Source organism: Pseudomonas sp. Tav-5-1A (assembly GCF_055755055.1).
The window spans coordinates 1,135,734-1,160,560 of sequence record NZ_CM146901.1; the positions used below are offsets into that span (position 1 = coordinate 1,135,734).

At 65.5% G+C, this 24,827-nt stretch carries 29 protein-coding genes; 16 read left to right on the top strand and 13 right to left on the bottom strand.

Annotated elements, in window-relative coordinates; genetic code table 11:
- The first annotated feature begins 10 nt into the window (after window positions 1-10).
- Both AC0J42_RS05070 and trxB read left to right on the top strand, forming a co-directional pair.
- Window positions 11-610, top strand: a complete 600-nt coding sequence (locus tag AC0J42_RS05070; RefSeq protein ID WP_416422559.1) for a peroxiredoxin — start codon at window positions 11-13, stop codon at window positions 608-610.
- Between the two features lie 122 nt (window positions 611-732).
- Window positions 733-1,695 carry a thioredoxin-disulfide reductase gene (gene trxB / locus AC0J42_RS05075; protein ID WP_416422560.1) on the top strand — a complete coding sequence of 321 codons (963 nt, stop codon included), beginning with the start codon at window positions 733-735 and terminating at the stop codon, window positions 1,693-1,695.
- A 165-nt stretch (window positions 1,696-1,860) separates the two neighbouring features.
- Here the strand turns inward: trxB and AC0J42_RS05080 are convergent, their stop codons facing one another.
- From AC0J42_RS05080 to AC0J42_RS05105, 6 genes are all read right to left on the bottom strand, one after another.
- Entirely contained in the window at window positions 1,861-2,202 is a 342-nt protein-coding gene (locus AC0J42_RS05080; protein ID WP_473005422.1) for a HopJ type III effector protein, read from the bottom strand.
- Complete coding sequence (locus AC0J42_RS05085; protein WP_473005423.1) at window positions 2,195-2,491, bottom strand: DUF1244 domain-containing protein; 297 nt, start codon at window positions 2,489-2,491, stop codon at window positions 2,195-2,197. Before AC0J42_RS05085 ends, AC0J42_RS05080 begins: the two co-directional genes overlap by 8 nt.
- Before the next feature lie 14 nt (window positions 2,492-2,505).
- Window positions 2,506-2,877, bottom strand: a complete 372-nt coding sequence (gene folX, locus AC0J42_RS05090) for a dihydroneopterin triphosphate 2'-epimerase (protein ID WP_038336348.1) — start codon at window positions 2,875-2,877, stop codon at window positions 2,506-2,508.
- On the bottom strand, window positions 2,877-3,437 hold the full coding sequence (gene folE / locus AC0J42_RS05095) for a GTP cyclohydrolase I FolE (RefSeq protein WP_416422563.1): 561 nt from the start codon (window positions 3,435-3,437) through the stop codon (window positions 2,877-2,879). Before folE ends, folX begins: the two co-directional genes overlap by 1 nt.
- Before the next feature lie 26 nt (window positions 3,438-3,463).
- Window positions 3,464-4,171, bottom strand: a complete 708-nt coding sequence (gene folM, locus AC0J42_RS05100) for a dihydromonapterin reductase (RefSeq protein WP_473005424.1) — start codon at window positions 4,169-4,171, stop codon at window positions 3,464-3,466.
- 141 nt (window positions 4,172-4,312) lie between these two features.
- Entirely contained in the window at window positions 4,313-4,873 is a 561-nt protein-coding gene (locus tag AC0J42_RS05105) for an antibiotic biosynthesis monooxygenase (protein WP_473005425.1), read from the bottom strand.
- Window positions 4,874-5,088: 215 nt separating this feature from the next.
- Here AC0J42_RS05105 and AC0J42_RS05110 point away from each other — a divergent pair, with 215 nt between their 5' ends.
- The gene (locus AC0J42_RS05110; protein WP_473005426.1) at window positions 5,089-6,042 is read left to right on the top strand and encodes a MerR family transcriptional regulator; all 954 of its coding nucleotides are present in this window, start codon (window positions 5,089-5,091) and stop codon (window positions 6,040-6,042) included.
- Between the two features lie 6 nt (window positions 6,043-6,048).
- Here the strand turns inward: AC0J42_RS05110 and AC0J42_RS05115 are convergent, their stop codons facing one another.
- Window positions 6,049-6,654, bottom strand: coding sequence for a PilZ domain-containing protein (locus AC0J42_RS05115; protein ID WP_416422567.1), 606 nt, complete (start codon window positions 6,652-6,654; stop codon window positions 6,049-6,051).
- A 62-nt stretch (window positions 6,655-6,716) separates the two neighbouring features.
- Window positions 6,717-7,175, bottom strand: coding sequence for a PAS domain-containing protein (locus AC0J42_RS05120; protein WP_416422568.1), 459 nt, complete (start codon window positions 7,173-7,175; stop codon window positions 6,717-6,719).
- A 142-nt stretch (window positions 7,176-7,317) separates the two neighbouring features.
- On the opposite strand from AC0J42_RS05120, the gene AC0J42_RS05125 reads away from it, so the two are divergent.
- From AC0J42_RS05125 to AC0J42_RS05145, 5 genes are all read left to right on the top strand, one after another.
- The gene (locus tag AC0J42_RS05125; RefSeq protein WP_416422569.1) at window positions 7,318-7,776 is read left to right on the top strand and encodes a flavodoxin; all 459 of its coding nucleotides are present in this window, start codon (window positions 7,318-7,320) and stop codon (window positions 7,774-7,776) included.
- 284 nt (window positions 7,777-8,060) lie between these two features.
- On the top strand, window positions 8,061-8,969 hold the full coding sequence (locus AC0J42_RS05130) for an alpha/beta fold hydrolase (RefSeq protein ID WP_416427537.1): 909 nt from the start codon (window positions 8,061-8,063) through the stop codon (window positions 8,967-8,969).
- A 129-nt stretch (window positions 8,970-9,098) separates the two neighbouring features.
- On the top strand, window positions 9,099-10,004 hold the full coding sequence (locus tag AC0J42_RS05135) for an SDR family oxidoreductase (protein WP_473005427.1): 906 nt from the start codon (window positions 9,099-9,101) through the stop codon (window positions 10,002-10,004).
- 369 nt (window positions 10,005-10,373) lie between these two features.
- Entirely contained in the window at window positions 10,374-12,053 is a 1,680-nt protein-coding gene (locus tag AC0J42_RS05140; RefSeq protein WP_473005428.1) for a DUF1302 domain-containing protein, read from the top strand.
- A 165-nt stretch (window positions 12,054-12,218) separates the two neighbouring features.
- Window positions 12,219-12,440 carry a hypothetical protein gene (locus tag AC0J42_RS05145; protein ID WP_473005429.1) on the top strand — a complete coding sequence of 74 codons (222 nt, stop codon included), beginning with the start codon at window positions 12,219-12,221 and terminating at the stop codon, window positions 12,438-12,440.
- A gap of 86 nt (window positions 12,441-12,526) precedes the next feature.
- On the opposite strand, the gene AC0J42_RS05150 is transcribed toward AC0J42_RS05145, so the two are convergent.
- Window positions 12,527-13,306: an IclR family transcriptional regulator gene (locus AC0J42_RS05150; RefSeq protein ID WP_473005430.1), complete on the bottom strand. Its 780-nt coding sequence runs from the start codon at window positions 13,304-13,306 to the stop codon at window positions 12,527-12,529.
- A gap of 115 nt (window positions 13,307-13,421) precedes the next feature.
- Between AC0J42_RS05150 and hmgA the strand changes: the two genes are divergently transcribed.
- Genes hmgA through maiA form a run of 3 tightly spaced genes read left to right on the top strand, consistent with a single transcriptional unit; the run spans window position 13,422 to window position 16,658 of the window.
- The gene (hmgA, locus tag AC0J42_RS05155) at window positions 13,422-14,732 is read left to right on the top strand and encodes a homogentisate 1,2-dioxygenase (protein WP_473005431.1); all 1,311 of its coding nucleotides are present in this window, start codon (window positions 13,422-13,424) and stop codon (window positions 14,730-14,732) included.
- Window positions 14,729-16,012, top strand: a complete 1,284-nt coding sequence (fahA, locus tag AC0J42_RS05160; RefSeq protein WP_473005432.1) for a fumarylacetoacetase — start codon at window positions 14,729-14,731, stop codon at window positions 16,010-16,012. The genes hmgA and fahA overlap by 4 nt, the downstream gene beginning before the upstream one ends.
- A 10-nt stretch (window positions 16,013-16,022) precedes the next feature.
- A complete protein-coding gene (maiA, locus tag AC0J42_RS05165; RefSeq protein WP_473005433.1) occupies window positions 16,023-16,658 on the top strand; it encodes a maleylacetoacetate isomerase in 636 nt (211 codons plus the stop codon).
- On the opposite strand, the gene AC0J42_RS05170 is transcribed toward maiA, so the two are convergent.
- On the bottom strand, window positions 16,647-17,468 hold the full coding sequence (locus AC0J42_RS05170; RefSeq protein ID WP_416422577.1) for a SirB1 family protein: 822 nt from the start codon (window positions 17,466-17,468) through the stop codon (window positions 16,647-16,649). The genes maiA and AC0J42_RS05170 overlap by 12 nt on opposite strands.
- A 202-nt stretch (window positions 17,469-17,670) precedes the next feature.
- On the opposite strand from AC0J42_RS05170, the gene AC0J42_RS05175 reads away from it, so the two are divergent.
- From AC0J42_RS05175 to AC0J42_RS05190, 4 genes are all read left to right on the top strand, one after another.
- Window positions 17,671-18,690 (top strand): Leu/Phe/Val dehydrogenase, encoded by a 1,020-nt coding sequence (locus AC0J42_RS05175; RefSeq protein ID WP_416422578.1) that lies wholly within the window; start codon window positions 17,671-17,673, stop codon window positions 18,688-18,690.
- A 106-nt stretch (window positions 18,691-18,796) separates the two neighbouring features.
- Complete coding sequence (gene pdhA / locus AC0J42_RS05180; RefSeq protein WP_416422579.1) at window positions 18,797-19,894, top strand: pyruvate dehydrogenase (acetyl-transferring) E1 component subunit alpha; 1,098 nt, start codon at window positions 18,797-18,799, stop codon at window positions 19,892-19,894.
- The gene (locus AC0J42_RS05185; RefSeq protein ID WP_473005434.1) at window positions 19,887-20,873 is read left to right on the top strand and encodes an alpha-ketoacid dehydrogenase subunit beta; all 987 of its coding nucleotides are present in this window, start codon (window positions 19,887-19,889) and stop codon (window positions 20,871-20,873) included. The genes pdhA and AC0J42_RS05185 overlap by 8 nt, the downstream gene beginning before the upstream one ends.
- Window positions 20,874-20,883: 10 nt before the next feature.
- On the top strand, window positions 20,884-21,987 hold the full coding sequence (locus tag AC0J42_RS05190; protein WP_416422581.1) for a dihydrolipoamide acetyltransferase family protein: 1,104 nt from the start codon (window positions 20,884-20,886) through the stop codon (window positions 21,985-21,987).
- Window positions 21,988-22,085: 98 nt separating this feature from the next.
- Here the strand turns inward: AC0J42_RS05190 and AC0J42_RS05195 are convergent, their stop codons facing one another.
- A complete protein-coding gene (locus AC0J42_RS05195) occupies window positions 22,086-22,349 on the bottom strand; it encodes a YebG family protein (RefSeq protein WP_027979086.1) in 264 nt (87 codons plus the stop codon).
- Between the two features lie 205 nt (window positions 22,350-22,554).
- On the opposite strand from AC0J42_RS05195, the gene AC0J42_RS05200 reads away from it, so the two are divergent.
- A complete protein-coding gene (locus AC0J42_RS05200) occupies window positions 22,555-23,043 on the top strand; it encodes a phosphate-starvation-inducible protein PsiE (RefSeq protein WP_416422582.1) in 489 nt (162 codons plus the stop codon).
- Here AC0J42_RS05200 and AC0J42_RS05205 read toward each other — a convergent pair.
- Both AC0J42_RS05205 and AC0J42_RS05210 read right to left on the bottom strand, forming a co-directional pair.
- On the bottom strand, window positions 23,040-23,324 hold the full coding sequence (locus tag AC0J42_RS05205; protein WP_416422583.1) for an immunity protein Tsi6 family protein: 285 nt from the start codon (window positions 23,322-23,324) through the stop codon (window positions 23,040-23,042). The two genes, AC0J42_RS05200 and AC0J42_RS05205, sit on opposite strands and share 4 nt — an antisense overlap.
- A complete protein-coding gene (locus AC0J42_RS05210; RefSeq protein WP_473005436.1) occupies window positions 23,321-24,787 on the bottom strand; it encodes a polymorphic toxin type 46 domain-containing protein in 1,467 nt (488 codons plus the stop codon). Before AC0J42_RS05210 ends, AC0J42_RS05205 begins: the two co-directional genes overlap by 4 nt.
- Window positions 24,788-24,827: the final 40 nt, after the last annotated feature.

Below are 24,827 nucleotides of genomic sequence, written 5' to 3' on the forward strand. Positions count from 1 at the left end.
AGGAGTTTCCATGACCATTCTCGTCAACAAGCAGGCCCCTGACTTCGACGCCCCGGCCGTACTGGGCGACGGTTCGATCGTCGACAGCTTCAAGCTGTCCTCGCTGCACGGCAAGTACATCGTGCTGTTCTTCTGGCCGCTGGACTTCACCTTCGTCTGCCCATCGGAAATCATTGCCCACAACAACCGCATCGCCAAATTCCGCGAGCTGGGTGTTGAAGTGGTTGGTGTTTCCATCGATTCGCAGTTCACCCACTACGCCTGGCGCAGCACCCCGGTCGAGAAGGGTGGCATCGGCGAAGTCGAGTTCACCATGGTGGCCGACGTCAAGCACGAGATCACCCGTGCCTACGGCATCGAGCACGAAGACGGCGTGGCCCTGCGCGCTTCGTTCCTGATCGACCAGAAAGGCGTGGTACAGCACCAGGTGGTGAACAACCTGCCGCTGGGCCGTGAAGTCGACGAAATGGTGCGCCTGGTCGAAGCCCTGCAATTCACCGAACAGTATGGCGAAGTCTGCCCAGCCGGCTGGCGTCCAGGCCAGAAAGGCATGAAGGCCGACGCCCAGGGCGTGGCCGACTACCTGGCCGAGAACGCCACCAGCCTGTAAGCGGTTTCCAGGACGGGTGAGCAATAGCCTTCCCCAAGGTTTCAGCCGTCCTTTTTTAATTCCAGCCGGTTCGCCGGCCTCGGGCCCCCGGCGTACAATGTCGGGGTCCATAGGAGTCAGCCATGTCTGAAGCACGTCATTCCCGAGTGATCATCCTCGGTTCCGGCCCTGCCGGTTACAGCGCTGCCGTCTACGCAGCCCGCGCCAACCTCAAGCCGCTGCTGATCACCGGCATGCAGGCCGGCGGTCAACTGACCACCACCACCGAAGTCGACAACTGGCCGGGCGACGTCCACGGCCTGACCGGCCCGGCGCTGATGGAGCGCATGCGCGAGCACGCCGAGCGCTTCGAGACCGAGATCATCTTCGACCACATCGAAGGCGTTGACCTGGCCAAGCGCCCGTTCACCCTGACCGGCCAAGGCACCAGCTACACCTGCGACGCGCTGATCATCGCCACTGGCGCCAGCGCCCGCTACCTGGGCCTGCCGTCGGAAGAAACGTTCATGGGCAAGGGCGTTTCGGCCTGCGCCACCTGCGACGGTTTCTTCTACCGCAACAAGCCGGTCGCCGTGGTGGGCGGTGGCAACACGGCCGTGGAAGAAGCGCTGTACCTGGCCAACATCGCCAGCAAGGTCACCCTGGTGCACCGCCGCGAGACTTTCCGCGCCGAGAAGATCCTGATCGACAAGCTGCACGCCCGCGTGGCCGAAGGCAAGATCGAGCTCAAGCTCAACGCCACCCTGGACGAAGTGCTGGGTGACAACATGGGCGTGACCGGTGCGCGCCTGAAGAACAACGACGGCAGCTTCGACGAGCTGAAAGTCGACGGCGTGTTCATTGCCATCGGCCACACCCCGAACACCTCGCTGTTCGAAGGCCAGCTGGCCCTGAAGGACGGCTACATGGTGGTCAGCGGCGGCCGTGAAGGCAACGCCACCGCTACCAGCGTCGAGGGCGTGTTCGCCGCCGGCGATGTGGCCGACCACGTGTACCGCCAGGCCATCACCTCGGCCGGCGCCGGCTGCATGGCTGCGCTGGACGTGGAACGCTATCTGGACGGCCTGCAGAACGCTTCGTTCTAATCAAGCCAGGGGCGGGGCGGGCTTGATGTGGGAGCTGGCTTGCCAGCGAGTTTTTGAGCATTGAAAAGCTCGCTGGCAAGCCAGCTCCCACAATTGCAAACTGCCTTGCCTGCAGCCAGGCATAAAAAAACCGGCCATCAGGGCCGGTTTTTTTGTGGGCGGGTATCAGCCCTTGCGCGCCAGCGGCTGCGCGGCAAACTTCACCCCGGCCAGGCCGTGGGCGATCAGGTTGCGGATGTTGCCGTGGTCGCTGCCTTCAGGCGTGGCCACTACCGAACGGTAGTGCTCGCCGAACGCCAGCAGGGCTTCCTGGTCGCTCAGGCCTTCCAGCACGGCCAGGCCCAGGGTCTTGCACGAGCCTTCGTTCTGGCCGGCGGCGTTTTCCAGTTCACCGTTGGTGAAGGCTTGTGGCTGGTAATCGTAATGCGCAGCGACAAACGCCAAGGTGTCGGCAAAAACGTGTTCGCCGGTGGCGAGGCTGGTGCGCAGGGTATTCAAGTCAGTCATGCTGTTTTCCTTTGGCGAACGCCGCTTGCTGGTCGGCGCTGGCTTCTTGCTGATAAAGAGTCTTCCACTGGTTGTACGGCATGCCGTACACGACTTCACGGGCGTCATCCAGGCTGACCTCGATGTGACGCTCGTCGGCCTCGGCCTTGTACCACTTGGACAGGCAGTTGCGGCAGAAACCGGCCAGGTTCATCAGGTCGATGTTCTGCACGTCGGTGCGCTTGCCCAGGTGCGCCACCAGGCGGCGGAAGGCCGCGGCTTCAAGTTCCAGGCGTTGTTGATCGTTCATGGTGCGGTTTCCGTTCAGCGGCGTGCCGCGAGGGTGATCGACACCGACTCGGCAAAGCGCAGGGCATGGGGTTTGTCGACTTCGACTTCGGCGTACAGCACGGCCTGGTTGGCCATCACCAGGTCCAGCAGTTCCTGGGTAAGACGTTCCAGCAGGGCAAAACGGTTGCCCTCCACGTGCTGGATCACCGCCTTGGTGATGGTGCGGTAGTTCAGCGCGTGGTCGATGTCGTTGTCACGCACCGCTTCCTGGGCCGCATACAGGATGGTCAGGTTGATCAGCACATCCTGCTTGTTGAGGATCTCGTCCTCGTTGATTCCGATGAAGGTGCGCAGGCGCAGGTCCTTGACCCGGATGCGCGCCATTCCTGGCTCCAGTTGTGGCATTACTTGCTCCGTCCAATCAATTGCAGGAATTCCTGGCGGGTGGTGCTCGAGTCGCGGAAGGCACCGAGCATCACCGAGGTGTTCATCACCGAATTCTGTTTCTCCACGCCGCGCATCATCATGCACATGTGCTTGGCCTCGATCACCACGGCCACGCCGGCGGCGCCGGTCACGTCACGCACCGCCTCGGCGATCTGGCGGGTGAGGTTCTCCTGGATCTGCAGGCGCCGGGCGAACATGTCGACGATGCGCGCGATCTTCGACAGCCCCAGCACCTTGCCGGTGGGGATGTAGGCCACGTGGGCCTTGCCGATGAAGGGCAGCAGGTGGTGCTCGCACAACGAGTACAGCTCGATGTCCTGGACGATCACCATCTCGTCGTTGTCGGAGGCGAACAGCGCACCGTTGACGATCTCCTCCAGGGTCTGGCCGTAGCCGTGACACAGGTACTGCATGGCCTTGGCCGCGCGCTTGGGGGTGTCGAGCAGGCCCTCGCGGTCCGGGTCTTCACCCAGGTCCTGGAGGATCGCGCGGTAGTGTTGCGGCAGGCTGGGGTTCATGGAAGCTACTTCCTCGCGCGGGGCGCTTATTTTACGTGCCGGCCGCCGTTGACGGTCAAGGTAGTGCCGGTGACATAGGGGTTGTCGAGCAGGTAGCGCAGGCTCTGGTACACCACCTGCGGCCCTGGCTCGATGCCCATGGCCGACTTGGCCAGGGTCTTGGCGCGGTACGCCGCGTCGTCGTCTTCATTGAACATCAGCAGCGCCGGGGCGATGCCGTTGACCTTGATGCGTGGCGCGTACTTGGCGGCGAACGACAGGGTCAGGCTGTCCAGGCCGGCCTTGCTGGCGCAGTAGGCGATGTGCTTGCTGCTGCCCTTGCGGGTCACGTCATCGCTGATGTGCACGATGTCTGCCACTTCACTGGCATGCAGCAGGTCGGCGCAATGCAGGTTGATCAGGTAGGGCGCGAGCATGTGCACGCTGACCATCTGTGCGAAGGCCTGGGCTTCCTCGCCCGGCGTTTCTGCCTGCCAGGCCGATGCATTATGAACGATGGCACGCAGCCCGCTGGTGTGTTTCTTCAGCAAGGCGATGAACGCGAGGATACCCGCCTCGCTGGAGAAATCCCCGAACAACGTCACCGCGCCGCGCTCGCGCAGGCGCGCCAGGCTGTCGCGCTCGCTGCGGTAGCTGACGATCACCGGCTGGCCGTCGTCCAGCAGGCGCTCGGCGCAGTGCAGGCCGACGCGCTGGCTGGCGCCGGTGATGAGAATAGGGGCGGGGCGGGGCATGCAGTGGCTCGCGGCAGGGGTCTACCGGGAACTTATACCACTGGCGGGCCAGTGCACAACCGCCCCGTAGCAGCGGCCGCAAGGCCGCGTCCCAGGCACCGCGGTACACCGGGCGCGCGCTGACGCAGCCTTCGGCAGCTGCTACGAGGGTTGGTGGACGGCGGCGGGGCGCTGTGGCACTGCGTGCAACCAGTTATGTAGCAACCGCGTGGACAGCGGAATGAAGAAGTACACCATGATCGGCGTCAGGGCCAGGGTGCTGACCATGATGCGCGGCACCAGGCTCAGCTCGCCCAGCAATGGGCCCAGGACGAAGTTGAACAGCAGCGACACCGGGAAAAACGCCAGCCAGATGGCTACCGCCTGTTTCCAGCGCGGCGGCCGTATGTGGCCAGTGTCGCCGAACCAGCCGTCGATGCCGCTGACCCGGTGTTCGTGGGGCTGGGCGAACAGGCCGCTGCCACGGGCCAGCCAGGCGCTGCGCGAGGCCGAGTGTTCCCAGGCGTGCAGGGTGATTTCGTCGGCGAAGCGGAAGATGATCTGGAATTCGTCGTCATCGGGGGGCGGGGCCAGCACGCCGGAGCCCAGGTAGCCGGGGAAGTCGGTGGCCAGTTGTTCGCCTTCGCGCAGCCAGGCGATCAGGTCGTGGTAGCGGCCATTGGCGACGCGTCGCGCAACCATCAGGGTGACGGGGGTAGACATTGTGTATCTCCGTTCAGTACGGGCCTCCCGGGTAGGGCGCGCCTCTCGCTGCAGGGCCGGGGTGGTGGCCTGCATGCAAATTCAAGCAAGGATTATTCCTGAACGGCGAAAATGCGCCAGTGCTGTTTCGCTGACGCCAGATATCCGTGCAATTGGGTAGATCGTGCCAACCAAGGTACAATGCCCGCTGACCCCACGCCTTGGCGCCCGTACCGATGTCAGATTTCGTTCCAGCCACTTCTGTCGCCGCCCAAACGTCGCGCCAGGAGCTGTTTCCCATCCGCGAGGTAGCGCGCTTGACCGGCATCAATCCGGTGACCCTGCGCGCCTGGGAGCGCCGTTATGGGCTGATTCGGCCCACGCGCACCGAAAGCGGGCACCGCCTTTACTCCCAGGCTGATATCGACGAGGTGCGCAGCATCCTCGGCTGGATCGAGCGCGGCGTGGCGGTGAGCAAGGTCGGCAAGATCCTCGCGCGCAGCCACTCGTCCAAGGCGCAGCCGGAGCCGCTGGAACGGCCGCTGGCCAGCAGCGAGTGGGGCGAATGGCAGGCGCAGGTGCGCCAGGCCGTACACGCCTTCGACGAGCGCCGGCTGGAACAGGTCTACGGGCAGATATTCGCCAGCTACCCCGTGGTGGTGGCGTTCCAGGACGTCTTGATGCCCGTCTGGCAGGCGTTGCTGCTGCGCCAGGACGCATTCGGGCAGGCCAGCGAATGGTTGCTGCTGGACAGCTTCCTGCGTGGGCGCACCTTGCAGCGCTTGCAAATGTTGCGTCATCAGCAGCAGGAAAGCACCGTGCTGCTGGCGGCCATTCCGGGCCAGTGCCACGAACTGGAGCTGCTGGTGGCCGGGCTGATGCTGGCCAGCAGCGACGTGGCGGTGCAGGTGCTGGCGCCGGGGCAGCCACTGGAGGAGTTGAGCCTGGTGTGCGAGAAACTGGCGCCCCAGGCCATGGTGCTGTTCTCCAACCACCCGCCAGCCCCGGACACGCCCAAGCGCCTGCGCAAGGTGGGCCTGGCCCTGGACTGCCCGCTGATGCTGGCCGGCGAGGCCAGCGACCTGATGCAGGACGCGCTGGTGAATACCGAGGTGGCGTGCCTGGGCAGCGACGGGCGCCTGATGCAACGCCGCCTGCAGCAATACCTGGCGGGGCACCTGGATACCTGAGGCGGCCTACGCGTGCAGTTGTGGGTGGGCGCGGCGGTGCTGGGCGAGGATGTACTGGCGCAGGCGTTCAGTGTCCTGCGGGTTGTCCTGGCTCAGGCGGTAGGCGTAGTGGCCATGTTCGGTCTTGCGCCGCAGGGTGCCGCGCAGGGGCATCGGCTCGTGGCCTTCGGGGTTGAACCACAGTGAGAAGCGGCGCGGCGGGTTGCGCCCGTTGCGCATTTCCAGCAGCACGCCTTCGAAGGAAATTTCCAGCACCTGGTAATCGGTGATGCGGCCCTTTTCGTCTTCCAGCACCACCGGCTGGTTCAGCGCCATGCGCCACGGCCGCACCATGGGGCCGTCCTCGTAGATGCTGGGCGCGCCCAGCTTCAGGTGCACGGCGTGGAATTCGTCTTCCACCAGTTGCAGCGGGAAACTCATCTGCTGGTTTTCGAACTGGGCCTGGATGGTCACCTGTTCGTTGGCCACCAGGCGCGCCAGCAGGTCACGGATCTGCGTGCCGCCATTGACCAGCAGGCTCGCCGTGGTATCACGCACGTTGAGCTGCGGGTTGTGCTGCATGGTTCGAATGAAATCCAGCTCATCCTGGGTAAGGAGGGCGTCAACTGGCATGATCGAGCTCGAAGGCGAATAAGGCGGTTGTTCGGTCAGTAGACAGCACCCTCGGCGGTTAGTTAGCGCCGTTGGTCGTTTTCCAGGGCCATGATCCGCGCCCGTGCTTCATCCAGTTCGCGTTGCAGCTGCGCCACGCGCTCCTGGGCTTCCACCTGCTCGGTCACATCCTTCTGGATGCCGATGAAGTAGGTGAGCTTGTCGCTTTCGTTGTACACCGGGGTAATCGACAGCTCGTTCCAGAACGCCGAGCCGTCCTTGCGATAGTTGCGCAGGCGCTGGCGGCACGGTTGGCCATGGTCGATGGCCTGGCGGATCAACGCCAGCGCGGCTTCATCGCGTTCGCCATTCTGCAGGAAACGGCAATCGCGGTAGAGAATTTCATTGGAACTGTAGCCGGTCAATCGTTCGAAGGCCGGGTTGACGTAGATGAGGATGTTGTCGTCGCCCTCCTGTTCGGCCACGACGATCCCGTCATTGGACGCGTCCATCATCCGTTGCAGCAGCTTGGCGTTGATCATTTCAGGCATTCCACGACAGTTCACGGGCCATTCTAGAGCAACCGGGGCGTGGATACACCCTGCGTCTGGCAGATGGCCACACTGCGTCCCAGGGCCCTGGCCTGTTACTATCGCGGTTTTGACCCTGCCCAGGACCCACGCAATGAAAGTCGCCATCCTGTCCGGCTCCGTATACGGCACTGCTGAAGAAGTGGCCCGTCACGTGAAGTCGTTGCTCGACGCCGCCGGTTTCGAGACCTTCTACAATCCCCGCGCCAGCCTCGAGGAGCTGCTGGGCGCCGCGCCCCAGGCCTTGCTGGCGGTGACGTCGACCACGGGCATGGGCGAGTTGCCGGACAACCTGCAACCGCTGTATTCGCAGCTGCGCGATCAACTGCCTGCCACCCTGCGCGGCCTGCCGGGCGCGGTGATCGGCCTGGGCGACGCCAGCTATGGCGACACCTTCTGCGGCGGCGGCGAGCAACTGCGTGAACTGTTCGCCGAGCTGGGCGTGCAGGAGGTGCAGGACATGCTGCGCCTTGATGCCAGTGAATCGGTGACCCCGGAGACCGATGCCGAGCCGTGGGTGGCGCAGCTGATCGAGCGCCTGCGCGCCGCCTGACCCTGGTCGCTGAAACGATTAGTTTCAGCGCGTATGGGATCCATTATCTGCTTGATTTTGCTGGTGACTCACAAGGCCAATAAGCTGGCTGCCAACGCAATTACCCCCGGCGGGAGGGCTGGTTAAACTCCTGCCAGGAGAGCACAGAAAGTGCCGAGGTAATGTCCGTGACTACAGCTCATGTTCCCTCGACTTCGATTGCCCGCGACCGGGCGCATCGCGAGCCGCCAGCGCCTTCGCCGGCAGCCCAGGCGGCACTCGGGCAGGCACGCGCAGCCACGCCACTGGCCGAGATACCCTTGACGGTATGGCGCACCCGCGGGCAGACCTTCGATTTTCGCGGCCACGCCATTCGCTACTGGGTAGCGGGGCGCGGCGAGCCGCTGTTGCTGCTGCACGGCTTTCCTACCGCCAGCTGGGACTGGCACTACCTGTGGCAACCGTTGGCCAGCCGCTACCGCCTGATCGCCTGCGACATGCTGGGGTTCGGCGACTCCAGCAAGCCCGTGGACCACGCCTATAGCCTGATCGAGCAGGCTGACCTGCAACAGGCCCTGCTGGCGCACCTGAACGTGCAGCAACCGGTGCACCTGCTGGCCCATGACTATGGGGACAGCGTCGCCCAGGAACTGCTGGCCCGGCACCAACATGGCCTGGCGCGCATCGCCAGCTGCGTGTTCCTCAATGGCGGCCTGTTTCCCGAGGCCCACCGCGCCCTGTTGATCCAGAAACTGCTGATCAGCCCCCTGGGCTGGCTGGTGAGCCGCAGCTTCAGCCGCGAGACCCTGGTCAACAACGTGCGCCAGATCTACGGCCCTGATACCCGCCCCAGCGAAAGCGCCATGGACGACTGGTGGAGCCTGATTCGCGCCAACCAGGGCACACGCGTGCTGCACCGCTTGTGTGGCTACCTGGTGGAGCGGCGCCTGCGCCGTGACCGCTGGGTGACGGCCATGCAACACGCCGGCGTGCCGCTGCGCTTCATCAATGGCGTGCTCGACCCGGTGTGCGGCAGGCCCATGGTGACCCGCTACCGCGAGCTGATCCATCGCGCCGACACGGTTTCCCTGCCCGGCATCGGCCATTACCCACACACCGAAGCACCGGTACAGGTGCTCAAGCACTACCTGGCGTTCCGTGACCAGTTGCAGGCGCAAGCCGCTGCAAGTGAACGCCGGCGGCTCTATTCCTGAAGCCGGGGCGGGGGATCATCCCCCAGCCTTATCGTGGCGTATTCAGGTAGGGGCGTCTTTATTGTGACTGGAACGCTCGTGCACGACACTGCCGCCATGCCCCCCTTTTGTGCTGCCAGGAGTAGTGCCATGAGCGACGCGGTCCGTTTCGAAGATAAAGTGGTGATTGTCACTGGCGCCGGCGGCGGCCTGGGGCGTGCCCACGCCTTGCTGTTCGCCCGCCATGGCGCGCGGGTGGTGGTCAATGACCTGGGTGGCTCCACCCACGGCGAAGGTGCCAATGCCTCCGCCGCCGACCGCGTGGTGGCGCAGATACGCGAGGCTGGCGGCACCGCCATTGCCAGCCACGAGTCGGTCACCGACGGTGACAAGATCGTCCAGCAGGCGCTGGACAGCTTTGGCCGCGTCGACGTGCTGGTGAACAACGCCGGCATCCTGCGCGACAAGAGTTTCCACAAGATGGACGACAGCGACTGGGACCAGGTGTACCAGGTGCACGTGCAGGGCGCCTACAAACTCACCCACGCCGCCTGGCCGCACCTGCGCGAGCAGAACTTCGGCCGGGTGATTTTCACCTCGTCCACCTCGGGCATCTACGGCAACTTCGGCCAGGCCAACTACGCCATGGCCAAGCTGGGCCTGTACGGCCTGACCCGCACCCTGGCGCTGGAAGGGCGCCGCAACAATATCCTCGTCAACGCCATTGCGCCCACCGGCGGCACGCGCATGACCGAAGGGCTGATGCCGCCTGAAGTGTTCGCCTTGCTCAAGCCTGAACTGGTCAGCCCGTTGGTGGTTTACCTGGGCAGCGAGCAATGCCAGGACACGGGTGGTTTATATGAAGTGGGGGGAGGCTGGGTCGGCAAAGTGCGTTGGGAACGCAGCCTGGGCGTGGGCTTCGACCCACAACAGGGCATGAGCGTGGAGGATATTGCAAATGAGTGGGCGAATATCGGCAACTTTGACAATGCCGTGCACCCCGCGGATAACATTGAAGCGCTGCGGGAAATGATGGCGCATCTCCAGCAGTATTAAAACTTGCGTACCAGAATACTGTAGCCGCTGCCCCCAGGCTGCTTCGGTGTGGCACAGGGCCAGCGCAGCCTGCGGCAGCGGCTACAGGCTGGCAGTAAAACGCGGAAATAAAAAAGGCCGCTGTAACACAGCGGCCAAATAAGACGTTAGATCAAGGAGCTTCAAATCAACGTCGGTGAACAAGGTGTCGCCAAAGCCAGGCAGGCCGGGGATCAGCATCGGACAATACACAATGAAGATTAATTCATCATTAACCGTTGGGGTTCGGGTTAGTTCCCTTGGCGACTGAAGAAATACTAAGCGTTAGTTGTGGATTGAAAAATAGCAGTTTGCGACAATGACTGTTACCGCCACTGTAATAGTCCCGTCATGTCGCCAAAACACACGCCGTTCAAAGTGCTTTTCCTCGCAGTCAGCGTTGCCGCCGCGGTGCCGGGCACGGCGTTGGCGCTGCCGTTCAACGTCGGTGACGTGGAAGGGCAGATCGACACCAACCTGAGCTTTACCAGCGACTGGGGCCTGCGCAACGCCGATCACCACCTGGTCGGCGCCAGCAACGGTGGCACGGGGCATTCCAGCCTGGGCGACGACGGCCGCCTGAACTTCAACCGCGGCCAGGCATTTTCCAACCGCCTGCAGGTGGAGCACGCCCTGACCCTGCAGTACGGTGACAGCGGCGTGTACGTGCGCGGTCGCTACTGGTACGACTTCGCCCAGCAGGACGGCAGCCAGGACTTCAAGTCCATCAGCGACCGTGGCCGCGAGGAAGGTGCCCGTGCCGCCGGCGGCCAGTGGCTGGACGCCTACGTGTACCACCACTACAGCATCGGCGACCAACCGGGCACCGTGCGCGTGGGGCGGCAGATCGTCAACTGGGGCGAGAGCGAGTTCATCGGCAACTCCATCAACAGCATCAACCCGGTGGACCTGTCCACCTTGCACCAGCCCGGCGAAACCGTCAGCGACAGCCTGTTGCCCACCAATTTGCTGTACGTGTCCCAGAGCCTCACCGACGCCCTGACCCTGGACGCGTTCTATCAGCTGCAATGGGATGCCTCCCAGGCGGAGAACTGCGGCACCTACTTTGCCGACGACATCACCGCCCGCGGCTGCAGCCGTGGTTTCACCGTCGCCTCTTCACTGCCGGCGCAGCAAGGCCAGGGCTATGAAGTGACCAGCGAAGGCGTGGTGGTGCCACGCGGCCACGACCAGCGCGCCCGCGACGGCGGCCAGTGGGGCACGGCGCTGCACTGGCAGGTGGGCACCGTGGACTACGGTTTCTACTTCATGAACTACCACAGCCGCCAGGCGTTCATCGAGACGCGCAATGGCAGCGGCGCAATCCCCGCGGGCCTGGGCACGCTGACCAACAGCCAGGCCGCCGATGCCGCGCTGCTCGGCGGCAGCTACAACCTGCAGTACCCGCAGGACATCCAGCTGTACGGCGCCAGCTTCTCGACGTTGCTGGCCGGCGGCAGCAAGTGGCGTGGCGAGCTCAGCTACCGCCCCAACGCGCCGGTGCAGCGCAACCTGGCTGACCTGACCCAGGCGCTGTACGGGCCGGCCGAGCAGGTCAACAGCGGTTACGAACGCAAGGCCATTACCCAGTTGCAGAGCAGCCTGAGCCAGGACTTCGACGAAGTGCTGGGTGCCCAGCGCCTTTCGCTGGTAGGCGAGGCGGGCTGGGTGCACGTGGACAATGTATCGAGCAGCGACCGCCTGGGGCGTGATGCGGTGTATGGCACGGCGGGCAGCCACGGCTTTGTGACCAGCAACGCCTGGGGCTACCGGGCCAAGGCAGAGCTGCAATACCCGGATGTGTTTCAGGGCGTCAGCCTGACCCCCAGCGTGGCCTGGTCCCACGACGTCAACGGCTACGGTCCCAATGGCCTGTTCAATGAAGGGGCGAAGGCCGTCACCCTGGGCGTGTTGGCAGACTATCAGCACACCTACACCGCGACTGTTGCCTACACGCAATTTTTTGGCGGGCATTACAACGTGCTCACCGATCGGGATTACTTGAGCATGGGCGTGGGTTTGAAGTTTTAACGAGGTTCATCCAATGGGTATTACCCAGGCGCCTGCCGGCAGTATTACCCCTTGGGTTTGAGCAATGTTTATTGCTGCTGGGCTTCAGGTGTCGTTTCTAATTAGCTCGATCAAGACGGACTTATTTTTTGATCAGTCAGTGGCTAATTTCACAAGGAACGACATATGGACGCAACACCGAAGTCTGCTGCGCAGGTATATCCCGAGGATCCACATTTGCTGGCGTGCAACCAGGCGCTATTGAAAATCAAGGCGTTGGTGCAAAGAGCCCCCACCCTGCAAACCGTCGCCCAAGCCTTACTCTCGTCGCACTGGCCGAAGTTGTTGGGGTATCTGGATATCCGCGATATTCATGTCGATGACTGCACGGGATCGGCATCCTTATAACACCTCGGAGCGTTACGCCAGCGAGCTGCTCGACTTTCTGAAAGACAGCACCCTGCCCGAGTCGGAACCCCTCAGCCGTTCGACAATCAGGTGCCGCTGGGCTGGTAGCCCAGCCGCCAACTCACTGCCTGGCTGGCAGCCAGCAGCCGCTGCGCCGCCGGGCCGTGTTCATCGGCATGGAACATGGACGTCGGGCCGACCACTGTCAGCACCGCGCTGATACGGCCCAAGGCATCGAACACCGGAGCTGACAACGCGTCCACGCCCGGCAGCAGCAAGCCATGCACATGGTGCAGGCCATTTTCGCGGATTGCCGCGAAGGTGGCTTGCAGTTCCTGGCTGGCCTTGCCTTCGGCCTGCATCAGGTCCAGCGTCTCGCGCGCTGGCAGGTACGCACCAAACACCAGCCCCGTGGAAGAGCCGAGCAGCGGCAGCACCGAACCCACCTGCGTCACCACCGTCACCGCACGCACCGCCGCTTCCACCTGCACCACGGTGGCGCCACGGTTGCCCCACACTGCCAGGAAACAGGTCTGGTTCAGTTCGTCGCGCAACTCGGACAGTGGCAGCGCCGCCAGTTTCAGCACGTCCAGGCTGCCCAGCGCGGCCAACCCCACGCGCAGCGCTTCGCGGCCCAGGCCGTAATGGTTGGTGGCGGGGTTCTGCTCGGCGAAGCCACTGGCGATCAGCGCCTGCAGATAGCGGTGCACTTTGCTGGCAGGCATCTGCACGTGTTCGGCCAGGCGCGACAGCGAGGTGGACGGCGACAGTTCGGCCAGGGCCTTGAGAATGTCAGTGCCCACTTCGGCCGAACGGACTTTCTGCTTGTTGTTGCTCTCGGTGGCGGGCGGGGTGGGCGTGGGCATGGTCTGGGCGGTCCGTGGGCAAGTGGGCGTCTTTATAGCTTGACGCTCCCTGGCAATCAAATTACGTTATTCGTAATCGGATTACGATAAAAATAACAATCGCCCCGGAGGTTTCATGGACCTGGATCCTGGCACTGCCGCGCCCCGCTACCAGAGCGGTTTCGGCAACGAGTTCAGCAGCGAGGCGCTGCCCGGCGCCTTGCCGGCCGGCCGCAACTCCCCGCAAAAGGCCCCCTACGGCCTGTACGCCGAGCAGTTCTCCGGCACCGCCTTTACCGTCCCGCGCAGCGAAGCCCGGCGCACCTGGTTGTACCGCATCCGCCCCTCGGCGCTGCACCCACGTTTCGAACCGTTGGCGCGCCAAGTGCAGGGCGGGCCGCTGGCCGAGCCCACGCCCAACCGCTTGCGCTGGGACCCGCTGCCCATGCCCACTGCGCCCACGGACTTCCTTGATGGTTGGGTGGCCATGGCCGCCAACGCCCCGGCGGACGCGCCCAGCGGCACCAGCCTGTACCACTACGCGGCCAACCGCGACATGACCCGCGTGTTCTACAACGCCGACGGCGAGCTGCTGCTGGTGCCGGAGCAGGGCCGGCTGCGGCTGCTGACCGAGCTGGGGGTGCTGGACATCGAGCCGCTGGAAATCGCCGTGATTCCCCGCGGACTGAAGTTCAGCGTGGCGCTGCCCGACGGTAACGCCCGTGGCTACATGGCAGAAAACCATGGCGCGCCGCTGCGCCTGCCCGACCTGGGGCCCATCGGCAGCAACGGCCTGGCCAACCCGCGTGACTTCCTGGCGCCAGTGGCGCATTACCAGGACAGCAGCGCCCCGGTGGCCCTGGTGCAGAAATTCCTCGGCCGCCTGTGGGGCTGCGAGCTGCAGCACTCGCCCCTGGACGTGGTCGCCTGGCACGGCAACAACGTGCCGTACAAATACGACCTGCGGCTGTTCAACACCCTGGGCACGGTCAGCTACGACCACCCGGACCCGTCTATCTTTACCGTATTGACCTCGCCCAGCAGCGTGCACGGTATGGCCAACATGGACTTCGTTATTTTCCCGCCGCGCTGGATGGTGGCGGACAACACCTTCAGGCCGCCCTGGTTCCACCGCAACCTGATGAACGAATACATGGGCCTGATCCAGGGCGCCTACGACGCCAAGGCCGAAGGCTTCGTGCCCGGCGGCGCTTCGTTGCACAGCTGCATGAGCGCCCACGGCCCGGACGCCGAGACCTGCGCCAGGGCGGTGGCGGCCGAGCTGGCGCCGGTGCGCATCGAACAGACCATGGCGTTCATGTTCGAGACCAGCCAGGTGCTGCGCCCCAGCCGCCATGCGCTGGCCTGCGAGCAATTGCAGCAGCGTTATGACGCCTGCTGGGCGAGCTTGCCCAGCACCTTCAACCCGAACCGGAGAGACGCATGAACCCGCACCACAGCTGGCTGGCCAGCGCCAACGACCACGCCGATTTCCCCCTGCAGAACCTGCCCCTGGGCGTGTTCAGCCCCCAGGGCGGGCGCCCGCGTGCCGGGGTGGCGATCGGTGATTCGATCCTGGACCTTGAGGCGCTGCTGGCCACCGGCCTGTTGCAGGGCGAGGCCGCCACGGCGGCGCTGGCCTGCGAAGGCGGCCAGCTCAATGGCTTCTTCGCCCTTGGCCGCCAGGCGCGGGTGGTGCTGCGCGAGCGCCTGACCCAGCTGCTGGCCCAGGGCAGTGATAACGTCGGCGTGGTGCGCGACTGCCTGCACCTGGCCAGCGACTGCGAGCTGCACCTGCCGGCCCGGGTCGGGGACTACACCGACTTCTACGTAGGCATCGAGCACGCGAAAAACGTTGGCAAGCTGTTCCGCCCCGACAACCCGCTGCTGCCCAACTACAAGTACGTGCCCATCGGCTACCACGGCCGCGCGTCCACCCTGCGGCCGTCGGGCACGCCGGTGCGGCGGCCGAAAGGCCAGACCATGCCGGCCGGGCACAAGGAACCCAATTTCGGCCCCTGCGCGCGGCTGGACTTCGAGCTGGAGCTGGGCATCTGGATCGGCCCGGGCAACGCCATGGGCGAGGGCATCGCCATCGACCGTGCCGACGAGCACGTGGCCGGCTACTGCCTGCTCAACGACTGGTCGGCGCGCGACATCCAGGCCTGGGAATACCAGCCACTGGGGCCGTTCCTGTCCAAGAGCTTCATCACCAGCCTGTCGCCGTGGGTGGTGACGGCCGAGGCCCTGGAACCCTTCCGTTGCGCCCAGGCGCCGCGCCCCGAGGGCGACCCGCAGCCCCTGCCGTACCTGTGGGACGCGCGCGACCAGAAAAGTGGCGCGCTGGACATCGAGCTGGAAGTGCTGCTGCTCACCGAGCGCATGCGCGAGCAGGGCCTGCCCGCCGAACGCATCGCCCTGAGCAACACCCGCAGCATGTACTGGACCGTGGCCCAGTTGGTCACCCATCACAGCGTCAACGGCTGCCAGTTGCAGCCCGGCGACCTGTTCGGGTCCGGCACGCTCTCGGGCGCACAGCCGGGGCAGCACGGCAGCCTGCTGGAGATTACCCACGGCGGCAAGGAGGCGCTGGCCCTGGCCTCGGGGGAAAGCCGGCGCTTCCTGGAAGACGGCGACGAGGTGATCCTGCGCGCGCGTTGCGTGGCGCCGGGGCAGGTGTCCATCGGCTTCGGCGAGTGCCGCGGGCGCATCATCGCGGCGGCGTGAGGGCTGGGCCATGCAACTGTATACCTACTACCGCTCGACTTCCTCGTACCGGGTGCGCATCGCCCTGGCACTCAAGGGCCTGGCGTATGAGTCGCTGGCGGTCAACCTGTTGGCCGGCGAACAGCGTGCACCCGCTTACCTCGCCGTCGACCCACAGGGCCGGGTGCCGGCGCTGCGGGTCGAGGGCGGGCAGGTGCTGATCCAGTCCGGGGCGATCATCGAGTACCTGGAGGAGCGCTATCCCCAGGTGCCGCTGCTGCCGGGCGATGCGCTGGCGCGGGCCCGTGCGCGCGGCATCGCGGCGCTGATTGGCTGCGACGTGCACCCGCTGCACAACGTCAGCGTGCTCAACCGGCTGCGCGGGTTGGGGCAGGATGAGGCGCAGGTACAGGACTGGATTCGCGCCTGGATCAGCGATGGCCTGGCGGCGGTGGAGCAGTTGCTGGAGGACAGTGGCTGGTGCCTGGGGCCGCAGCCAGGCCTGGCGGACGTCTACCTGATTCCCCAGCTGTACGCGGCCGAGCGGTTCAGCGTGGCGCTGGCGGCCTGGCCGCGTATTCAGCGGGTGGCGGCGCTGGCGGCCGGGCACCCGGCGTTCGCCCAGGCGCACCCGGCGGCCCAGGCCGACGCGCCGTCAGTGCAGTGACGAAGGCGCCGGCGGCAGCTCGCCCAGGCGGGCGGTCAGGCGCAGGCGCTGGATCGGGTCTTCGCTGAGCAGCAGCGCGTACTCCAGGTCAAAGCGCTCGCCGCGCGGGCAGTCCAGGTGCTGGTAGATACCGGCGCGGGCAATGTAGTCGGCGGCGGTAGGCGAACCCAACACCAGCACCCGCTCGGCGTCCTTGAGGGCGGCGACGTAGTCGTCATGGGTGCTGTGCAGCTGCCGCAGGTTGCGTGACAGGCGTTGCAGCATCTGCCGCGGGTCGGCCTGGGCCAGGTGCTCGGCCACCAGCGGCACCTGCGGGCCGAACTGGCGGCCCAGCAGTTCACGGGTGTCGGCTGGGTACAGGCGGCGGCCACCGCAGGGGTCCAGCTGGTGATCGGCGCCAGGCACCCGCAGCAGGAAGTGCCCGGGAAAATTCACCCCCATCAGCGGGATGTCCAGGCGCCGGGCCATTTCCAGGGCCAGCAGGGCCAGGGCCAACGGCTGGCCGCGCTTGCGTTCCAGCACCTTGTTCAGCAGCGCCGCCTGGGGGCGTAGCGGGTGGAAGTCGTCCTGCACGAAGCCCAGGGCATTGAGCCGGCGCAATAACGGCTGGGCCAGTTCGGCAACCGGCAGCATGGGCAGGCCGATGCTGATCTGCAGTTGCAGCTCGCGCAGCGCTTCGTCGCACTGCCGGGGGTCGAACCCCGGATCATGTTCGGCAGCCAGCCACAACGCGGCCTCGAAGGTTGCGGGCGGGCTTTGCGCAAGGCACTCCAGGCAAGCCTGGCGGGCGGCGTCGAGAACGGGTTTCATCTTTCCACTTGTAGCCCTGCGGCGCGCTTTCGTCCAGTACGCCCGCGCACTCCAACCCGTAGCAGCGGCCGCAGGCCGCGTCCCCAGGCGCCGCGTTTTTCCACCAACACCGCAGCGAGACCTTACGCAGCCTGGCGGCAGCTGCTACGGGGTGGCGGGCAGCAGCTACACTGGTTAACACAACAAGATCGGGAGCCGTTCGATGTTCGCTCTCATGCAAAGCACCCGCACCCACGCGCTGCACCTGGCCGTCGACCCGGCCACGGGCCTGCGCGCCGTGGTTGCCATTCACGACTGCCGCGCGGGCCCCGCGATTGGCGGCTGCCGTTACCTTGCCTATCCCGATGACGAAAGCGCCATGGTCGATGCCATTCGTCTGGCCCAGGGCATGAGCTTCAAGGCCGCGCTGGCCGGCCTGCCGTTCGGGGGCGGCAAGGCGGTGATCATCCGCAGCCCCCACGTGGAAAACCGCGCCGGCCTGTTCGAGGCGTTTGGCCGCTTCATCGAGACCCTGGACGGGCGCTTCATCACCGCCATCGACAGCGGCACCTCCACCGCCGACATGGACTGCGTGGCCCAGCACACCCGCCACGTCACCAGCACCACCGCCGCCGGCGACCCGGCACCGCACGCGGCCATGGGCGTGTTCGCCGGCATCCGCGCTACCGCCATGGCGCGCCTGGGCACCGACAACCTGGAGGGCCTGCGCATTGCCGTGCAGGGCCTGGGCAACGTCGGCTACGCGGTGGCTGAACAGCTGCACGCGGCCGGCGCCGAGCTACTGGTCAGCGACCTGGACGCCGGCAAGGTGCAACTGGCCATGGAGCAATTGAACGCCCACCCGGTGGCGGCGGAGGCGCTGCTCAGCACCCCCTGCGATATTTTCTCGCCCTGTGGCCTGGGTTCCATCCTCAACGGCCAAAGCGTCTCGCAACTGCGCTGCGCCGCCGTGGCTGGCGCTGCCAACAACCAGCTCACCAGCCTGCAGGCCGCCGACCAGCTGGAAAAGCGCGGCATCCTCTATGCCCCCGACTACGTGATCAATTCCGGCGGCTTGATCTACGTCGCGCTCAAGCACCAGGGCGAGGAGGTCGGCACCATCACCGCGCACCTGGCGCGCATCGCCACGCGCCTCACCGAAGTGTTTGCCCATGCCCAGGCCGAGAAGCGCTCACCGGCGCGGGTGGCCGAGGCCCTGGCGGAGAAACTGATCTACGCCTGATTTGGCGAGCCGGCGCCTTACCGGCGCCAGCTCCTTGAACGACCTGCGGCCACAAGCGGCGGGTCATGACCGCTACACGTACCCCGTGTGGACCAGGAGTTGTGCAATGACCTCCAACAAGATCAAGCTTCCCTATACCCGTTACCTATCCCCCGACGGCCGCCTGCTGGGCGCCTTGCCCGCCTGGGCCGATGATTTCAACCTGCTGACCCGCCTGTACCGGCAAATGGTGCTGACGCGCCTGTTCGACCAGAAGGCCGTGGCCCTGCAACGCACCGGGCGCATCGGCACCTACGCGCCTACCCTGGGGCAGGAAGCCATAGGCGTGGCCATCGGCAGCCTGATGCACGCCGAAGACGTGCTGATCCCTTACTACCGCGACACCGCCGTGCAACTGATGCGCGGCGTGCGCATGGAAGAAATCCTGCTGTACTGGGGCGGTGACGAGCGCGGCAGCGACTACGCCGAGCCTGCGGTGGCCCAGGACTTCCCGCTGTGCGTGCCCATCGCCACCCAGGCCCTGCACGCCTGTGGCGTGGCCAGCGCGTTCAAGATTCGCGGCGAGCATCGGGTGGCGGTCACCACCTGCGGCGACGGCGCCACCAGCAAGGGTGACTTCCTCGAAGCGCTCAACGTCGCCGGCGCCTGGCAGCTGCCGGTGGTGTTCGTGATCAACAACAACCAGTGGGCCATCTCGGTGCCGCGGCGCATCCAGTGCGGCGCGCCGACCCTGGCGCAGAAGGCCATCGGCGCCGGTTTCCATGGCGAACAGGTGGACGGCAACGACATCCTCGCCGTCTACGACCGCATGCAGGTGGCGCTGGAGCGCGCCCGTCACGGCAAGGGCCCGGTGTTGCTGGAATGCCTGAGCTACCGCCTGGGCGACCACACCACCGCCGACGACGCTACCCGCTACCGCAGCGCCGATGAGGTCAAGCAGGCCTGGCAGGAAGAGCCGATCAAGCGCCTGCAATCGTTCATGGCCGGGCAGGGCGTGTGGGACGAGGGCCGCGAGCAGGCGCTGATCGCCGAATGCCAGGGCCTGGTGCAACAGTCGGTGGCCAACTTCGAAGCCGCCGGCACCCAGGCGCCCGAGTCGGTGATGGACTATGTCTACGCCAAGTGGCCGGCGGTGCTGGCTGACCAGCGCGCGGACTTCCTCGAACGGGTGGCACGCCGCCAGGGAGGGGCCGACCATGAATAACGACAAGATCAGCCTGCTGGAGGCGGTGAACCTGGCCATGCACCGGGCCATGGCCGAGGACGAGAACGTGGTGGTGCTGGGCGAGGACGTGGGCGTCAACGGCGGCGTGTTCCGCGCCACCCAGGGCCTGCGCGAGAGCTTCGGCTTCAAGCGCGTGATCGACTCGCCGCTGGCGGAAACCATGCTCGGCGGCCTGGTCATCGGCATGGCCGCCCAAGGCCTCAAGCCCATCGTCGAGATCCAGTTCATGGGCTTCATCTACGCCACCATGGAACACCTGGTGTCCCACGCCAGCCGCCTGCGCAACCGCACCCGCGGGCGCCTGAGCTGCCCGATGGTGCTGCGCACGCCCATGGGTGCCGGCATTCGCGCGCCCGAGCACCACAGCGAAAGCACCGAGGCGCTGTTCGCCCACATTCCCGGCCTGCGGGTGGTCATCCCTTCGTCGCCGGCGCGCGCCTACGGCTTGTTGCTGGCGGCCATCGACGACCCGGACCCGGTGCTGTTCCTGGAGCCCACGCGTCTGTACCGCATGAACCCGCAACCCCTGGCCGACGACGGCAAGCGGCTGCCGCTGGACAGCTGTTTCACCCTGCGCGAAGGCAGCGACCTGACGCTGATCAGCTGGGGCGCCAGCGTGCATGAAACCCTGCAGGCCGCCGATGCCCTGGCCGAGCGCGGCGTGTCGGCAGAGGTCATCGACGTGGCCTGCGTCAAGCCGCTGGACCTGGACACCCTGGAAGCCTCGGTGCGCAAGACCGGCCGCTGCGTGATCGTCCACGAAGCACCGCGCTCCTGCGGGGTGGGCGCGGAGATCGCCGCCAGCCTTTACGAACGCGCCTTGCTCGACCTGCAGGCGCCCATCCAGCGCGTCACCGCCCCGGACATCCCGCCGCCGCTGTACAAGCTCGAGCAGCTGTACATCCCGGCGGTGCCGGACATTCTTGATGCGTGCGACACCGTGCTGAATTTCGCCTGAGGAGGCTGCGATGAAATATTTCAAACTGCCCGACCTGGGCGAAGGCCTGCAAGAGGCGGAAATCGTGCAATGGCACGTCAAGGCGGGCGACAGCGTCAAGGCCGACCAGCTGCTGGTGTCGGTGGAGACCGCCAAGGCGCTGGTGGACATTCCCGCGCCTTATGACGGCGTGGTGGCCAAGACCTTTGGCGGCGAAGGCGACATCCTGCATGTGGGCGAGCCGCTGCTGGGCTACGAAGGCGAGGCCGACGCCGGCACCGTGGTCGGCCGCCTGGAAGGCGGTGGCGGCGCCAGTGCCGACCAGTTCTTCGTCGGCGCTGCGCCGTCCACCCGTGAGCACCTGGGCACCCGGGCCACCCCGGCGGTACGGCAACTGGCGCGGCAGTTGGGCGTCGACCTGACCGCGCTCAGCGGCTCGGGCAGCGACGGCCTGGTCACCCGCGCCGACGTCGAAGCCGCGGCGCAAGGCGCCCAGGACCGTTTCGGCGGCGAAAAGCTGCGCGGCGTGCGCCGCAGCATGGCGTTGAACATGGCCAAGTCCCACGCTGAAGTGGTGCCGGTGACCATCTTCGGCGACGCCGACCTGCACCGCTGGGGCCAGGCCCGCGACCCGCTGATTCGCCTGGGCAAGGCCATGGCTGCCGCCTGTAAGGTGGAACCGGTGCTCAACAGCTGGTTCGATGGCCGCAGCCTGTCCATCCGCACCCATGCCCAGCTTGACCTGGGTATTGCCGTGGACACCCCCGACGGGCTGTTCGTGCCGGTGCTGCGCGATGTCGGCAACCGCAGCGCCGAGGACCTGAAGGAGGGCATGAGCCGGCTGCGCGCGGACGTCAAGGCACGCTCGATTCCAGCGAAGGAGATGATGGGCGCCACTATCACGCTGTCGAACTTCGGCACCCTGTTCGGGCGCTACGCCAACCCCGTGGTGGTACCGCCGCAGGTAGCGATCATCGGCGCAGGGGGCATTCGCGAAGAGCCGGTGGCAGTGGAGGGGCAGGTCGTGGTGCACCCGATACTGCCGCTGTCGCTGACCTTCGACCACCGGGCGGTGACGGGCGGGGAGGCCGCGCGGTTCCTGCGGGCGTTGGTGGAAGAACTGGAAAAACCCTGAAACCCCCGTAGCAGCTGCCGAAGGCTGCGTCCTGGCCCCCGCGAAATACCTGATGCCAGGCGGGGCCCATGACGCAGCCTGCGGCAGCTGCTACGGGTTTATTCGGCGCCTTCGCCGCTGATCAATTCGTTCAGCGCGTCGGGCTGGCTCTTGAACGCCTTGGCGAACACGTCGCGGTTCTTGGCCATGTAGATGCCCGCGTCTTCAACCTGTTGCTCGGTCAGGGACGGGACTGCCTTTTTCAGGACTTCTGCGAGCAGCTCAGCGAGCTCGAGCATTTTGTCATGACGGTCAGCTTCGGCTTTATCCATGAACAGACGCTCCAGATCTCGGCTGCTGCGGTATACCACTTCGACGGCCATTCACCACCTCACATGCCTTTACGAAAGTTGTCGATTTCGACCACTGGTTGTTTATACAGTAAAAGGATAAGGGATTTTGCTGCCGCTGGATAGTGGCAATTTAATCAGCATTGTCGCAGGGTGAGACAAAATGCCTTCACCGCAAGGCCCGGCTGCTGATGCACAATGAAAGCATCCGCACCCCACGAGTCAAGGAAACCGCATCGTGAAAATCAACTGGGCTGATGCCATGCGCAAGAATGTCCACCACCTGGCAGGCTCGCTGGGCAACCTGCTGGTCGAGACCTTCCACTACCTGGCGCTGTTCGCCATCGGCGCCATCACCGCCTGGGCGGCCGTGGTGGCGTTCCTGGGCATGGTGGAGAAGGGCAACATCATGGTCGATGACATCCTGCTGCTGTTCATCTACCTGGAGCTGGGGGCCATGGTCGGCATCTACTTCAAGACCAACCACATGCCCGTGCGCTTCCTGATCTACGTGGCCATCACCGCGCTGACGCGCCTGCTGATCTCCGACGTGTCGCACCACGGCCCCGCCGACCTGGGCGTGGTCTACCTGTCGGGCGCCATCCTGCTGCTGGCGTTCGCCATCCTGGTGGTGCGCTTTGCCTCCTCGCGCTTCCCCTCGGCCAAGGTCCCGGACCCGGATGCCATGGTCAAAGGGGCGCTCACCGAAGAGAAAGGCGAGACTTAAGGCAGCTGGATCTTCAACCCCCGGCCCAGTTGCGAGGCAATGTAGAAGGCATCCTTCAGCGCCCGCGACAGGTCGGGGTCACTTTCCTCGAACTCCTTCACGGCGATGCTGCCCAGGGTCAACCGGTGCAGCTTCGACTTGTCGCGCTCGCGGCCTTCCAGCACGGCCTTGATGTACGCGAGCTGGTTGAGCACGGACGCATATACCTCGAAGCCTGGCGTCTTGCGAGAGCGGTCCTGCGTGGTGACGATGGCCTTGTCGATGAAATCTACGGGTGTCATGGGCTTCCCAGGTTGAACAGGTCTTTCTGATTGGAGAACAGCTGCTGTGCGCCGCCTTCTGCCGGGAAGGATTGTCCCTTCACCGACCAGAAGTCGTCCACTGGCGCCGCGGTGCTGCGCAACACCTGCACCTTGCCGGCCGTCTGGTAGTTGCCCAGCACTTTGGGTTCGATGGTATTCAGGGCGCGGTTGGTACCCATGGGGTTGATGCCCAGCTGCGTGGGCTGCACGTCCGGGCTCAGGGTATACCAGTTGCCCTGGGGCGCGCCGGGGGACTGATATTGCCACAGGTTTTTGCCGCCATTGAGGGTCTGTACCTGTACGGGCTGGTTGAAGTCCAGGCCGTTCATGTACGACGCCGAGTCGGCCTGGCTGTAGCCCTGGGACTTGAAGAAGTTCTCCGCGATTTCGCGATTGCCACGCACGTTGATGTCGTGGTTCAGGTCACCGCTGCGGCCGTACTGTTGGTTGAGCAGCTCACGGCGCGACAGTGCTGGCTTGGCGGCCTGGGGCGCGGTCGGCTCGGAGACCTTGGCGGGGGGCGCCGCCTTGGGCTGCAGTCGAATCGGCTCCTCGGCCTGTTGCACCGGCGCGCGGGTACGTGGCTGCAGGGCACCGTCGGCCAACAGCTGGGGTTCATTGCGGGCCAGCCACTCGGCCAGGCGCCGTTCGCTTATCTGCTCCTGCAACAGCGCCGAGCGTGCGGCGAGCCCTTCGGCACTGCTGGCGAGCGTGCCCTTGACCTGCCCGCGTGTCAGGTAGGTAACGATGGCGGTCAGCAACAGCAGCACCAATTGTTCCTGCCCGCGGGCCAGTTCCCTGGCTGCCTGCTCGATATGCGCCTGGCGCGAAGTGGCGTGGCCACCCCCGGCCTCGAGGCGGCTGCCGCTGGCCTTGTTGTCTATGCGCCAGGCGCTGACGATGCCGTTCTGCAGGGTTTCCAAACAGGCCGGCAGGCCCTTGTAGAAATACTCGGCAATGGCCGAGAGCCCCAGGCCCAGCAGAATCAGGTTGCCCACCTCCAGCCCGATGCCAGCGCCGGCCACGGCGCCTGGGGCCGCGCCAACCCCTGCGCCCAGCACGCCGCCGGCCACCCCGCCAGCGATGCTGCCGAGGGTAACGCTACCGCCCAGGACCAGTGTCACCTGCTTCGCCAGGTGCAGCAGTACCTCGAGAATATCGTCGATATGAAGGCTTGCCCAACGTTGGCGCAGGTCGTGGCGGATGATGGGGTAGGAAAGATGCACGGCTTGCCGCACGGCGTCGATGCGCTGGCCGCCCAGTTCGGCATAAACGTGACTGGCGCCTTGTTCCAGGCGCTGGCTGACGCCGTTCCAGCTGGCATGCAGGCCGCTGCTGGCACTGCTCAGGCCATGGTTGAGCGTGTGGTGGAAGTCGCTGAACCTGTGGTTGAGGTTGCGTTCGATTTCCGCCCAGCTGGGAATGTGGGGGGCAAAATCCATTGCGAGGTGGCTGTCCATGATGAAGTTGCAGGGTGAACCT